Below are 12,778 nucleotides of genomic sequence, written 5' to 3'. Positions count from 1 at the left end.
ATCGCTGCCGGCGCTTGCCGGATAAGGGCTCAGGACGATTTTTGCATATCACCGAAGGGCCGCCGCCCGTGGCAAGCCGCGCCTTACTTCGTGGTCCCGAACACCTTCACCCAGTAGATGCCCGCGCTGCTGCTGTTGTTCACCGCAAAGGCGCTGCCCATCTCGGTGTAGGCCGGCGACATCACGTTGGCGCAGTGCTCGGGGCTGCCCAGCCAGTCCTGCATGGCGGCTTCGGCCTGGGTGTGGCCGGCGGCGATGTTTTCGCCGATGTGGCGCCAGCGGTAGCCGCCGCTGCTGGCGCGTTCTTCCACATGGTTGCCATCGCGGCCGGCGTGGTCGAAGTAGTTGTGGTGGGCCATGTCGGCGGCGTGGGCGGCGGCGACGGCCTGCAGTCTGGGGCTGAGATGCACCGGGCGCGCCGCGGCGAAAGACTCGGTGCCGCAGCGGCGTGGCTTGGCGCGGGCTTCGTTGACCAGGGCCAGTACACGCGACTCCACGTCAGCGGCCTGCGCAGCGTCGGGGGGTGAGAAGGGCGCGGCCACAACGATCCAGGTCTGGGCGGCATACTGGTGAAAGCCGGCCTCGGTCAAATCGGCCTGGGTGAGCACGCTGCATGACGTGCCCAGGCTGGCCCGCGTCAGCAGGGTGGCGCCCGCGCCGCGCAGGATGATCTGCGCCCCGCTCACCGCGCGGTAACCGGCGGTTTTCAGTGCTTCGTCCAGCCTGTCACCGCTGGACAGGCGGGTGGCGGCGGCCGACAGGGCTGCGTTCTCGCGCAAGGGGGCTGCCTTGCCGGGCTGCCCTTCGCAGCCTTGCTGTCGCACCGCGTTGATGTCGCGCAGCAGGCCCGGTTGACTGGCGCTGTCTGCATGCGCCTGCCCGGTGGCGGCCAGCAGGACTAGCGCCAGACCCCTTGCGGCCTTACGCCATGTTTCACGTGTTTTCACCAGGGTGCGGGCAGAGTTCATTCGCCCATGGTAGCGGTTTACCGTTGCCCGGTGCGCTGCAGGGGGGCTTCAGCGCTGGTGCGATCCTGTTTTGATAGCAGCCAACGCCCGCCGGTGTTGGGCGAAAGCCTGCTTTGTTCCCCAATGGCCCGCTGGCCGCTCAGCGCGCGTGAGCCCCGGGCAGGTGGTCGGCCACCAGTTCGACCAGGCTGACGATGCGTGTGGACCACTGGTCGGTTTCCGCACCGGCCATGAAGTTGAGGCGGCAGCTCGCGCAGGACACCACCACTGCGTCGGCGCCGGTGGCGTCGATCTGCTGGCGCTTGATCTCCCAGGCCTTGTGCCGCAGCGGCTCGGCACGGTTGATCAGGAAGGTGCCGGCACCGCCGCCGCAGCACCAGTTGAGTTCTGCCGTGGGGGAGGTCTCCCGGAATTCGACCCCCAGGGCCGCTATCGCCGCGCGCGGCTCGTCGATCACGCCGCCGTGCCGTGCCAGTTTGCAGGCGTCGTGGTAGGTGACGACCTGCCGGGTGTCGCCTGAGCGCACCTCCAGTCGTCCGCTCGCGATTTCACGGCCGACGAATTCCGAGGCGGCCAGCACCTCGAAGGGCAGCGGCTCGCCGCCGGGCAGCCGGGCTTCCCAGCGCAGGGCCGGGTAGGCGTGGCCGCACTCGGGCAGGATGATGGTGTGCGCGCCTATGGCCAGTGCCTCGTCGATCAGGCGCTGGCTGGCGGCCTTCTGCAGGGCTTCGTTGCCCGACAGCAGGCCGAAGTTGGCCGCTTCGAATCCGGCGCTGCGCAGCGTCCAGCGCAGGCCCAGGTGGTTGAGAATGCGCGCCGTGGCCGCCAGCGCGTCCTGGTACAGCAGCACGTCGATGACCGTGGTGACCAGCATCACATCGGCGGCGGGTTCGTCCAGGGGAATGGCGATGCCTTGCGCACGCAGGGCCTCTACTGTCTTGAGCAACTCGGCGGGGCCGACGCCGAACACCGTGCCGCGCCCGGCCTGCTCCTGCGCCACCGCCATCAGTTCCAGCGGCACCAGGCCGGCTTCGGACAGCGCTTCGCGCATGACGTTGACGCCGCGCGCGATGTTGATGCCCATGGGGCAGACCATGCTGCAGCGGCCGCATTCGGTGCACGAGTCGTACACCAGCTCCTGCCACTCCTGCAGGTCGGCGACCGTGATGTCGGGCTTGAACAGGCGGTGCAGGGGCGCAAACGCCGAGGTCTCGCGCATGTGCACGCGCCGCAGCAGGTCGAGCTTGCGGGTCGGCGTGTACTTCGGGTCCTGGGTGCTCTGGTAGAAGTGGCAGGCCTCGGAGCAGTAACCGCAGTTGACGCAGGACTCCAGGTCCATGGCCAGCGCGCGGTCGGTCTTGCGGTGCATAACGGCCTTGGCCCGTGACAGCCGGGCGGCGTCGGTGAGGGGTTCCGGCTGCGCCATCTCGCCCAGGTGGCGGATCGCCTCCTGGAATTGTTTGAAAACGGCCATGTCGATCATGTGCGTACTCCACGGCGTCCGAGAAAGCGGGCCAGCTGCATGCGGTTGGGCAGCACCAGAAAGGCGTGCATCAGTTTGCCGAAGGGAAACCACACCAGCAGCAGCTCCAGGCTCAGCAAGTGCACGGCCAGCGGGCCGCGGTACAGCGGGCTGGCGTGGGCCAGCAGCGCCGATGAGGGCTCACCCACAACGGCCATGCCGGTCATCAGGGGCAGCATGGTCAGCGCCCAGGTCAGCATGTCGTCGGCACGGGATATTTTTTTGAGCACCGGATCGGTGAGCCGGAACAGCAATGCCAGCAACAGAGACACGATGGTGGCCGCCGCGGCGACGTACATCACCATGTCGGGCAGGGCCGGCCAGCCCAGGCCGGTCAGGCGGCGGATGAAGGCAATGTGCGGCGCATAACCGAAGAAGACCAGGGCCAGGCCGATGTGAAAGACATAGGGGTTGATCGTCACCAGCGTGGCGCTGGGATGAAAGCCGCGGTGTGGCGCCATGCGAAAAAGGCTGGCCTTGAGGGCGTCGGTGGTGCCGAAGGCCTGGCGCGCCGGTGCCGGGCGGCTTGCGGGCGCTGGCAGGCGCCACAGCGAAAAAAGCCGCCATGCCACGCCAACCCCAAAAACGGCAATCGCGACCGCGAGCAGGGGGCCGCGTGCCCAGTCGAGCAAATCCATGGTGTCCTGCCTCTTGTGTTGTGGGGTGCTGTGTGTTGTGTTGGCGGGGAAAAGGCTCAGGCTACGCCTTGGCTGCGGCACTGACTTGATGCATGTCAAGGGCATGGCACGCGGCCGGCTCAGGGTCAGTTTGCTATTGAATTTATAGCTTATTACGCCCGACTTTATTGAGCTAGAGGCTGTTTTTGTTCTGAAAATGACTCGGTGACTGGCCCATGGCCGCCTTGAACATGGCAGAAAACGCGCTGTCGCTGGCATAGCCGCTGGCGGCGGCCACCTGGCTGACGGACTGGCCGCGCGCCAGCAGGGGCAGGGCGTGGGCCAGCACGGCCTGCTGGCGCCACTGCTGGTAACTCAGGCCCAGCTCATCGCGAAACAGCCGCGCCACCGTGCGTTCGCTGGCGCCTATGTTCCCGGCCCACTCGGCCAGCGTGGCGCGTTCGGACGGTGCGCGCAGCACCGCCTCGCACAGCGCGCGCAGGCGCTTGTCGCCGGTTTGCGCATTCGGCAGGGGCACACCCAGCACCTGGGTGTCGGCGTGGAGAAGCTCGTCCAGTACCAGGCGGGTCAGCAATTGCTCACGCTGCGGGTTCAGGGGGCCGGTTTTTCCGCCGGGCCGCCCCAAGGAAAAATGCGCCCCCTCGGGGGGCAGCGAAGCGTGGGGGCCGATGGCATCGAGAGCACGGATGGTTTCACGCAGCAAGGCAGAGACAACGATCACGCGGCAGCCGTGCCAGCCCTCCGGCGTGGCGCTGGCGTCGATGTACAGCGTGCGGAATTCCGCCGCTTCGAGCACGGTGATGTGGTGCCGCGCGCCCGGCGCAATCCACACCGCGCGCGAGGGCGGCACGATGTAGGCGACTTCATCGGCCTTGTGGCGGCTCTGCCCGGCCGTGACCTGCACGATGCCGCTGGCGCAGTAGGCCAGCTGCGCCCAGGCATGGGCATGCGGCTCGAAGTGCGAGTCCACCGGCATGGAGCGCGCCCGCACGCGCACCGGGCGCTCGCGGCTGGGCGTGAAGGGGTCGGTGTCGCCGACCGGCATGAAATGAAGACGCGGCTTGCGGGCCATGGGCTGAATGTTGGTTGGCGTGTTTTGTCTGAAATTCGCTGAATGATGGCTTTTTGTCGCATTTCAGAAGCCAGCGCCGATACTACGATGGCGCCATGAATACATCAAGCACCCTCCCGGGCTCCGGCATTGTTCCCTTGCGCAGCGATGCCAGCGTCATTGGCCTGGTGGGGCTGGCGCACCTGATCAGCCATTTCAGCCAGCTGCTGCTGGCGCCGCTGTTTCCCTGGCTCAAGGACGAGTTCAGCGTCAGTTATGCCGAACTCGGGTTCCTGATGACGATCTTTTTTGTCGTCTCGTGCGCGGTGCAGGCGCTGTCCGGGTTCTGGGTGGACCGCTTCGGCCCGCGGCCGATTCTGTTTGCGGGCCTGAGCCTGCTGGGCATTGCGGCCTTCGGTTATTCGGTCAGCACCAGCTACTGGATGATGGCCGGCTTCGCGGTGCTGGCCGGTGTCGGCAACGGCGTGTTTCACCCGGTGGACTACACGCTGCTCAACCGCAAGGTCAGCGCGCCGCGCCTGGGCCATGCCTACAGCGTGCACGGCATCACCGGCAGCCTGGGCTGGGCGCTGGCGCCGGCGCTGGTGGTGACGCTGACGTTTGCGTATTCGTGGCGGGTGGCGCTGGCAGCCGCCGGTGTGCTGGCTTTTGCCGTGCTGGCCGTGCTGGTGCTGCACCGTGACAAGCTGACGATCCGGATAGCCCCGCCCGTCAAGGGCGCGCCAGCGGCCGACAGCTCGCTGGGCTTTCTGAAGATCCCGGCGGTGTGGATGTGTTTCGCCTTTTTCTTCTGGTACGCGATTGTGCTCAGCGTGGTGCAGGCCTTCGCGCCCGAAGCCGCACGGCAACTTCACAATGTGCCGCTGGGCCTGGTGGCCATGTGCCTGACGATTTACATGGTGTGCAGCGCGGGTGGCATGGTGCTGGGCGGTTTCCTCGCGTCCGACCCGGCGCGCTGCGAGCGCATCGTGGGCGCCGGCTTCGGGCTGGCCGCGGTGGTGGCGCTGCTGCTGGCCCTGGGCAGTTATCCGGCATGGGTGGTGCCGGTGCTGTTTGGCGCCATGGGGTTTGCCTCGGGGATCGCCGGGCCGTCGCGCGACCTGCTGGTCAAACGTTCGACGCCTGACAACGCCTCGGGCCGCGTCTACGGCGTGGTCTACGCGGGCCTGGACATCGGGCAGGCTGTCTCGCCGCTGATCTTCGGCGTGATGATGGACCACGGGCAGTTCCGCGGCGTGTTGCTGGGCCTGGCGCTGATGCAGGGTGTGCTGATTGCCAGCGCTTTCAATGTGCGGCGGGTCAGGCGTACGGCGCTGGTGGCCGCCTGAAGCTCTGGAGGCTTCCTTAAATCATGACTGGCAACTTACGACCGTTTGCCCAGAGCTTGTCGAAGGAGAAGCAAGATTCACGGGTGATGAGGTGATTGGCTGACAGCGCTGCGCCAAGCGTACCTCCATAATGGAGCAGGGACCGGCCATCCGCGCTGGTGCCGACATGCAAGGAGATGGTCATGACGAATTCGGACACCCCCAAAGACGGTGACTTCACACACTGGGTTGATGAGAAGGCCGAGGCGCTGAAATTCACGCTGGGCGAAAAATTCCCGGTGCCCCCGACCGAGCTGCATTCACCCTCCGTGCATGTGGAGACCGGCCGGCAGAAGCTGGAAGAAGTGTTGCTCGAGCACGAGCAGCCCTCGCCGGAGTTTCTCGAGGAACTGCGGGCTCTGGAGGAGGCGCCGCCGCTGAGCGAGGAAGAGCTGGCCCGCCAGGCGCTGGAGGCCGGCGGCGCCGACGGCGACAACAAGACGCCGGAGTAATTGGCCCCCACGGTCGCTCACTTCGTGTAGCTTCCTGCCCCCCGAGGGGGCCGCTGCGCCTGCGGTCTGGCAAAGCCAGTCCCGCGGCCCCGGCTGGTATGGAGAGAGCTTTCCACGTTGCCGCGGTGGGCCGGCGTGTATTCCGGCGGCACAATTAGGGCATGACACAACAACTTGCCGGCCATCTTCTTGTTCAATGCCTTGTGGCCCAGGGCGTCACCCATGCTTTCGGCGTGCCGGGTGAAAGTTACCTCGCGGTGCTCGACGGCTTTCATGCCTGCCGCGGGCAGATCAGCTTCATCACCAACCGGCAGGAGGGCGGCGCCGCCTTCATGGCCGAAGCCCACGGCAAGCTGACGGGGCGTCCCGGCATCTGCTTCGTGACGCGCGGTCCCGGCGCCACCAACGCCTCCATCGGGGTGCACACCGCCTTCCAGGATTCCACGCCGATGATCCTGTTTGTCGGCGACGTGGCCAGCGACACGCGCGACCGCGAAGCTTTCCAGGAGCTCGACTACAGCAGCTTCTTCGGACCGTCCACCAAAGGCATGGCCAAACGCGTGGAGCGCATCGACGATGCGCGGCGCATTCCCGAGTATGTGGCGCGTGCGTTTGCGACCGCGATGAACGGGCGGCCCGGCCCGGTGGTGCTGGTGCTGCCCGAAGACATGCTGACCCACATGGTGGACGCCGAGCCGCTGCCGCGCGTCGAGGCGGTCGAAGCCTGGAGCGACCCCGGCTCGCTGCGCAAGCTGCGCGAACTGCTGCTGCAATCGCAGCGCCCGCTGGTGATTGCCGGCGGCGGTGGCTGGACGCCGCAGGCTGCGCAGGCCCTGCAGCGTTTTGCCGAGAACTGGTCGCTGCCGGTCGGCAATGCCTTCCGTTTTCAGGACACCTTCGACAACCACCACCCGCTGTATGCGGGTGATGTCGGCATCGGCCTGAACCCCAAACTCGCCGCGCGCATCAAACAGGCCGACCTGATCCTGGCCATCGGCCCGCGCCTGGGCGAGATGACCACCGGTGGCTATACGCTGATCGAAGCGCCGCGGCCGAAGCAGAAGCTGGTGCACATCCATGCCAGCGCCGAGGAACTCAACCGCGTCTTCCAGGCCGACCTCGCGATCAACGCCACCATGAATGCGGCGGCGCGTTCGCTGGAGGTGCTGACCGCGCCCGTGTCGGTGCCCTGGCAGGCCTGGGCCGAGTCCGCCAACGCGGATTACCTCGCCAACGTGGACCCGGCCAACGGCGGCGTGGTGCTGCCCGGCAGCATCGACATGCCGGCCATCGTTGCCACGCTGAAGAAACTGCTGCCGGAAGATGCCGTGCTGACCAACGGCGCCGGCAACTTTGCAAGCTGGGTGCACCGCTTCTTCCCGCACCACGGTCTGGTCAAGGGCCTGAAAACGCAGCTCGCACCGACCGTCGGTGCCATGGGGTACGGCGTGCCGGCCGGCATCGCGGCCAACATCGTTTCGGGTCGCACGGCTTTCACGATTGCCGGCGACGGCGACTTTCTGATGAACGGCCAGGAGCTCGCAACGGCGGTGCAGCATGGCGCCAAAAGCATCATCGTGCTGCTCAACAACGGCATGTACGGCACCATCCGCATGCACCAGGAGCGCGAGTACCCGCAGCATGTGAGCGGCTCGCATCTGCAGAACCCCGATTTCTGCGCACTGGCGCGCGCCTACGGCTACAGCGCGACACGCATCACGCGCACCGACGAGTTCGAAGCCGCGCTGCGCCAGGCGCTGCAGGGCACACAAGGGGCGCTGATCGAGATCATGCTGGACCCCGAGGTCATCAGCACGCGCGGTACCTTGAGCAACATCACCAGTGCGGCGCTACAAAAAAAGTAGCTGGATGCGCAGGTCCCATAAGGGCTGCGCCTCGTTTTGATTCTGAATCGAGCGTAAAAAAAAAGGGCCACTTGCGTGGCCCTTTCTACGGGGTCCTGTCCCGCGCGAACGCGGGGCAAGCCCTTGGCGTCGAGTTACTTGACGTGCTTGCCGATCAGGCCAGCCATCTCGAACATCGACACTTGCGCCTTGCCGAAAACGGCACGCAATTTTTCGTCGGCGTTGACCATGCGCTTGTTGATCTTGTCCTGCAGACCCTTGGCCTTGATGTAGACCCAGAGCTTGCGCACGATCTCGGTGCGGGGCAGCGCAGCAGCGCCAACCACGGCCGACAGCGCGGGGCTCAGTGTCAGTGGCTTCATGAACGCTGCATTGGGCGTACGCTTTTTGGCGGGCGCTTTTTTCGCAGGTGCTTTTTTTGCCACTACTTTTTTTGCAGGAGCTTTTTTCGCCACTACTTTTTTAGCCGGTGCTTTCTTCGCAGGGGCTTTTTTCGCTGGAGCTGCTTTCTTCGCAGCTACTTTCTTTGCCGGTGCAGCCTTCTTTGCGGCTGCTTTTTTTGCCGGTGCTTTTTTTGCAGTTGCCATGATTGATTTTCCTTCTAGAAGTTGATAAATCACCAATGCAGATAACTACTCTTCACTGGCAAGGGGGATGCTACTGGAGAAAACAGCGGTTTCATAGGGAAAACGCAATTTTTTTGGGTCTGGATGTTGCAGATTTACTTCGACAGGATCGAAAACGCTGCACCCGGGGCAATGCAGCGAGTACGCAAGGGCGCGCTACGGTGGATCCCAGAGGCGGCCAGGCAGGTGGCAAAGGCTGCGCTGCAGACAGCGGCACGTGCTCACCCAGCACCGGAGGAAGCTGGCTTAACACCGCGCCAGCACACAGCATTTGCGCCACGAGGTGCCCGGCTGCACGGTATGCTTGCTGCAGTTTTCCTTCTGCATCTCGCCGGCACCCGCACCCTGAAAGGACACCGCCCATGACCAGCCCCTCGACCACTGCACGCTTTGCCACCTGCGATTTGTGCGACGCTCATAAAAACGACAGCTCGGGGCGATTTCGCGTCCTGCCCCCGGTGTTCCGGCCTTTTGGCGGTGTTTCCCGCTTCTGCGGGCCGGTCGTCACCCTCAAGTGTTTTGAAGACAATTCGCTGGTCAAGGCTGCGGTCGATGGCAGTGGCCTCGTGGAAACACCCGCGGGTCGCGTGCCCGCCGTGCTGGTGGTCGATGGCGGCGCCTCGCTGCGCCGCGCCCTGCTGGGCGGCAACCTCGGTGCAGCGGCTGCAAAAAACGGCTGGGCCGGGGTGGTGATCGACGGCTGCGTGCGCGACATCGCCGAGCTTGCGCAGTGCCAGGTCGGCATACGCGCACTTGCCGCCATGCCGCTGCCCACGGAAAAACGCAACGAGGGCCAGCGCGGTGTGGCGGTGCAGATCCAGGGCGTGTGGGTGTACCCCGGCGACTGGCTGTATGCCGACGAGGACGGCATCGTCGTGATGCCGGCGCCGCTGCAGGCCTGATCAACCGGATGTTCAGCCGGGCAGTTTCAGGCCCAGGCGGCTGAAGCATGCCGCGCCTTCGGTCGTGACCTGCACCACACGCGAGTGTTTCTTGCGCGTGATCCAGCCCTGCTGCGTGAAATGGCTGGCCAGCGCCGCGCCGAGCGCGCCACCCAGGTGATCCCGGCGTTCCGACCAGTCCAGGCAGGTGCAGGCGAACTGCCGGCGCCTGCTGCGCAGTTCGGACAGGTCCAGACCCAGGGCCTGCAGGGCTTTTTCGCCCGCTGCCGTCACCAGCAGCTGTCGGGCATCACCGGTGTCGCCCGCCAGCCAGCGCCTGCGCAGCAGCATGGCCAGCAGGCCGGTGCCCAGGCTGCCGGCGAGGTGGTCGTAGCAGAAACGTGCATGGCGTATCGGCTCAAGCAGCGCCGGAGACTGTACGCTTTTGCGTTTTGGCGCCACACGCATCAGTGACTCGACCAGCTGCGCCGCCTCGGCGGAGGCAAAGCGGAAATACTTGTGGCGGCCCTGCGCGGTGGCGGCCAGCAGGCCGTCGTCGAGCAGGCGCTGCAGATGGGTGGTGGCGGTGCCCGGCGCGATGTCCGCGCCCAGCGCGAGCTCCTTGGCCGTCAGCGCGCGGCCTTCCATCAGCAACACCAGCATGCGGATGCGGCTGGCGTCGCCGATGGTGGCGGCGATGCGGGTGATGTCGGGCTCCACGGGCATGGTTCGATGTTAGCCAAACTGTTGGCGCTGGACAAGGACGGCGCCGCTGGGGACACTGGGACCATGCTTTTTTCCCATGATGTTCCCCGTGATGCCGCTTTCCCCCGTGATGCCGTTGAGGCGGTGACCCACCCCGATCCCTATCCCTTCTACCGCAGCCTGCGCGAGGAATGTCCGCTGTTTTTCGACACGCGCCTCGGCCTCTGGGTGGCCAGCAGCCATGCCGCCGTCAGCGCGGCTCTGGCGCATCCGGCGCTGCATGTGCGACCGCCGGCCGAGCCGGTGCCGCCGGCGCTGCAGGGCCGGGCCGCCGGTGAGGTTTTCGCGCAGCTGGTGCGCATGACGGACGGCGCCTTCCATGCGGTCCACAAACCCGATGTGGAACGGGTTGCGCGGCGCTGGACGATGGCTGACGTGGCGTGCGCCGCCGAAGACGCGGCGCGCGACCTGCGGCCGCGCCTGCCCGCCAATGCGTTCATCGCCGCGTTGCCGGTGCAGACCATGGCGCGGCTGCTCGATGTGCCTGCCGGCGAACGCGAGGCCACCTGCCGCTGGGCCGCGCAGTTCGCGCAAGGCATCGCGCCCGGCGCCGACGCGCAGGCCGTGGCGCTGGCCGACGCGGCGGCTGCGGCCCTGATGGACCAGGGCAGGGCGCTGGGCCTGTCTGCGGTGCAGGCCGCCAACCGCATCGCCTTCATGCAGCAGGCCCTCGATGCGGGCAGCGGCCTGCTCGGCCATGTCGCGCTGCAGCTCGCGCAGGACCCGCGGCAGGCGGCGGCCGCCGACGCGTCACGGGATGCCATGCGCGCCCTGGTGCGCGAGGTCGAGCGTTGGGCCGCTCCCATCCAGAACACCCGGCGCTTCGCGGCCGAAGCGCTGACACTGCTGGGCCAGCCGATAGCGGCGGGCCAGGCCCTGCTGCTGGTGCTGGCCAGCGCCAACCGCGACGACACCTTCAACACGCAGCCCGACTGTTTTGATGTACACCGTGAAGGAGGCGGGAGCATGGGCTTCGGTGCCGGACCCCATGCCTGCCCCGGCGCTGCGATTGCTATTGAAATGGTAGCTGCCTGCGCTTTATGGATGAGGGCTGCAGGCCTGTTTGATCAGTATTTCGGGCGCTGCAGCGGGTTCCGGCCACTGCCCAATGCGCGCATTCCTGTTTTCGAGCAATGAAGGAGAAATTAAATGGTGTCGGTTATTTTTGAAGTCTGGCCCGACCCGGCGCACCGCGAGGGTTACCTGAACTGGGCCGCCGAGCTCAAGGCCGAGTTGCTGAAGATGGACGGGTTCATCTCGATCGAACGTTTCCAGAGCCTGAGCGAGCCCGACAAGCTGCTGTCGCTGCAGTTCTGGCGCGACGAGTCCTGCCTGCAGGCCTGGCGCAACCTGGAGGCGCATCGCGCCGCGCAGGCTGCCGGCCGGTCCACGATGTTCAAAGACTACCGCCTGCGGATCGCCGAGGTGATCCGCGACTACGGGCTCAGGGAGAGGGACGAGGCGCCGGCCGATTCACGCCGGGCGCATGGCTGAGTCCATGACCGGCGGCGGGCGCTACAGGCTCGTCAGGCCCTTCCAGAGCATGTAGGCCGCCAGTACATAGAGGATGCTGGCAAAAACGCGCTTGAGCTTGCTCACCGGCAGCTTGTGTGCAATCTTGGCGCCCAGCGGTGCGACGAAAAAACTGCAGGCTGCAATGACCACCAGCGCCGGCAGCCAGATGTAGCCGAAGGAAGCGGGCGGCAGGCCCTGCACCGACTGCCCGCTGATCACATAACCGAGCACATTGGCCACGGCAATCGGAAAGCCCAGCGCGGCCGAGGTGGCCACCGCGTTGTGGATGGCGACGTTGCACCAGGTCATGAAAGGCACGCTGATGAAGCCGCCGCCCGCACCCACCAGCCCAGAGAGGAAACCGATGCCGCCGCCGGCCGCAAACTGGCCGGCCGTGCCCGGCATCTGGCGCGTGGGCTTGGGCTTCTTGTCCAGAAACATCTGGGTGGCCGAGAAGCTCACGAAGAGGCCGAAGAAGATCGCCAGGTAAGAGCCCTTGAGCAAGGCAAACACGCCCAGGCTGCCGATGATGCTACCGACCACGATGCCGGGAGCCAGGCGCCGGACGATGTCCCAGCGCACCGCGCCGCGCTTGTGGTGGGCACGCACGCTGGAGATGGAGGTGAAGATGATGGTGGCCATCGAGGTGGCAATCGCCATCTTGACGGCCAGGTCCGGCGCCACACCGCGCTGCGCCATGATGATGGTGATGAAAGGCACCATCAGCATGCCGCCGCCTATGCCCAGCAGGCCCGCGAGAAAGCCGGTGCCGACGCCCAGCAGGGCAAGTTCAAGAATGAGCAGGGGTTCGAAGGTCATGCGGCGTAAGGGCAGGCTGCTTGCCGGAGCAAGCGGGTTGGACGGGAATGGCGGCGGGGGTGGTGGTGACGGGTGAAAAGAGGTGTCTGCGAATACCACCGGGCCGTCATCCTGAACCAGGGTTCAGGTGGGCGAGGGCAGTCAGGTTTCGGGTTCGTCTAACGCGAGACGATCACGCCTGCCTGACAATTTACCAAGCCCGTGCTCTAAGAGCATTGGTACAAGGAAATATAAAGCCCGGTGTGTACCGCAGACGGTTTGATTGTAGGCGTTTGGCGGGCGCCGCGC

The 12,778-nt window shown here is 66.0% G+C and carries 14 protein-coding genes; 6 read left to right on the top strand and 8 right to left on the bottom strand.

Annotated features, from left to right (window positions below):
• Positions 1–83 precede the first annotated feature (83 nt).
• The 4 genes from B7X65_RS12830 to B7X65_RS12815 all read right to left on the bottom strand — a co-directional run bounded on the left by B7X65_RS12830 (position 84) and on the right by B7X65_RS12815 (position 4,200).
• Entirely contained in the window at positions 84–968 is an 885-nt protein-coding gene (locus B7X65_RS12830; protein ID WP_293594699.1) for a CAP domain-containing protein, read from the bottom strand.
• A gap of 139 nt (positions 969–1,107) precedes the next feature.
• Positions 1,108–2,451: a (Fe-S)-binding protein gene (locus tag B7X65_RS12825; protein WP_293594698.1), complete on the bottom strand. Its 1,344-nt coding sequence runs from the start codon at positions 2,449–2,451 to the stop codon at positions 1,108–1,110.
• Positions 2,448–3,128, bottom strand: a complete 681-nt coding sequence (locus B7X65_RS12820) for a hypothetical protein (protein WP_293594697.1) — start codon at positions 3,126–3,128, stop codon at positions 2,448–2,450. The genes B7X65_RS12825 and B7X65_RS12820 overlap by 4 nt, the downstream gene beginning before the upstream one ends.
• 172 nt (positions 3,129–3,300) lie before the next feature.
• Positions 3,301–4,200, bottom strand: coding sequence for a helix-turn-helix transcriptional regulator (locus tag B7X65_RS12815; protein ID WP_293594696.1), 900 nt, complete (start codon positions 4,198–4,200; stop codon positions 3,301–3,303).
• 95 nt (positions 4,201–4,295) lie between these two features.
• Here B7X65_RS12815 and B7X65_RS12810 point away from each other — a divergent pair, with 95 nt between their 5' ends.
• A complete protein-coding gene (locus B7X65_RS12810; RefSeq protein ID WP_293594695.1) occupies positions 4,296–5,528 on the top strand; it encodes an MFS transporter in 1,233 nt (410 codons plus the stop codon).
• A gap of 16 nt (positions 5,529–5,544) precedes the next feature.
• On the opposite strand, the gene B7X65_RS12805 is transcribed toward B7X65_RS12810, so the two are convergent.
• A complete protein-coding gene (locus B7X65_RS12805) occupies positions 5,545–5,712 on the bottom strand; it encodes a hypothetical protein (RefSeq protein WP_293594694.1) in 168 nt (55 codons plus the stop codon).
• On the opposite strand from B7X65_RS12805, the gene B7X65_RS12800 reads away from it, so the two are divergent.
• Both B7X65_RS12800 and B7X65_RS12795 read left to right on the top strand, forming a co-directional pair.
• Positions 5,711–6,019, top strand: coding sequence for a hypothetical protein (locus tag B7X65_RS12800; protein WP_293594693.1), 309 nt, complete (start codon positions 5,711–5,713; stop codon positions 6,017–6,019). The genes B7X65_RS12805 and B7X65_RS12800 overlap by 2 nt on opposite strands.
• A gap of 161 nt (positions 6,020–6,180) precedes the next feature.
• Positions 6,181–7,884 carry a thiamine pyrophosphate-binding protein gene (locus B7X65_RS12795; protein ID WP_293594692.1) on the top strand — a complete coding sequence of 568 codons (1,704 nt, stop codon included), beginning with the start codon at positions 6,181–6,183 and terminating at the stop codon, positions 7,882–7,884.
• A gap of 134 nt (positions 7,885–8,018) precedes the next feature.
• Here the strand turns inward: B7X65_RS12795 and B7X65_RS12790 are convergent, their stop codons facing one another.
• On the bottom strand, positions 8,019–8,471 hold the full coding sequence (locus B7X65_RS12790; protein ID WP_293594691.1) for an SWIB/MDM2 domain-containing protein: 453 nt from the start codon (positions 8,469–8,471) through the stop codon (positions 8,019–8,021).
• Positions 8,472–8,872: 401 nt separating this feature from the next.
• Here B7X65_RS12790 and rraA point away from each other — a divergent pair, with 401 nt between their 5' ends.
• On the top strand, positions 8,873–9,412 hold the full coding sequence (rraA, locus tag B7X65_RS12785; RefSeq protein ID WP_293594690.1) for a ribonuclease E activity regulator RraA: 540 nt from the start codon (positions 8,873–8,875) through the stop codon (positions 9,410–9,412).
• A gap of 12 nt (positions 9,413–9,424) precedes the next feature.
• Here rraA and B7X65_RS12780 read toward each other — a convergent pair whose 3' ends face one another.
• Positions 9,425–10,117, bottom strand: a complete 693-nt coding sequence (locus B7X65_RS12780) for a winged helix-turn-helix domain-containing protein (protein WP_293594689.1) — start codon at positions 10,115–10,117, stop codon at positions 9,425–9,427.
• 63 nt (positions 10,118–10,180) lie between these two features.
• Here B7X65_RS12780 and B7X65_RS12775 point away from each other — a divergent pair, with 63 nt between their 5' ends.
• Together B7X65_RS12775 and B7X65_RS12770 are read left to right on the top strand one after the other, a co-directional pair.
• The gene (locus B7X65_RS12775) at positions 10,181–11,293 is read left to right on the top strand and encodes a cytochrome P450 (RefSeq protein WP_293594688.1); all 1,113 of its coding nucleotides are present in this window, start codon (positions 10,181–10,183) and stop codon (positions 11,291–11,293) included.
• Between the two features lie 12 nt (positions 11,294–11,305).
• Positions 11,306–11,650, top strand: a complete 345-nt coding sequence (locus B7X65_RS12770; RefSeq protein WP_293594687.1) for an antibiotic biosynthesis monooxygenase — start codon at positions 11,306–11,308, stop codon at positions 11,648–11,650.
• Between the two features lie 21 nt (positions 11,651–11,671).
• On the opposite strand, the gene B7X65_RS12765 is transcribed toward B7X65_RS12770, so the two are convergent.
• Positions 11,672–12,490 carry a sulfite exporter TauE/SafE family protein gene (locus tag B7X65_RS12765; protein WP_293594686.1) on the bottom strand — a complete coding sequence of 273 codons (819 nt, stop codon included), beginning with the start codon at positions 12,488–12,490 and terminating at the stop codon, positions 11,672–11,674.
• Positions 12,491–12,778 lie beyond the last annotated feature (288 nt).

Source organism: Polaromonas sp. 39-63-25, from assembly GCF_002278925.1.
Classification (GTDB): Bacteria; Pseudomonadota; Gammaproteobacteria; order Burkholderiales; family Burkholderiaceae_C; genus Polaromonas.
Note: the sequence above shows the minus strand (reverse complement) of the source record. Positions and strands in the feature narration are given on the sequence as shown.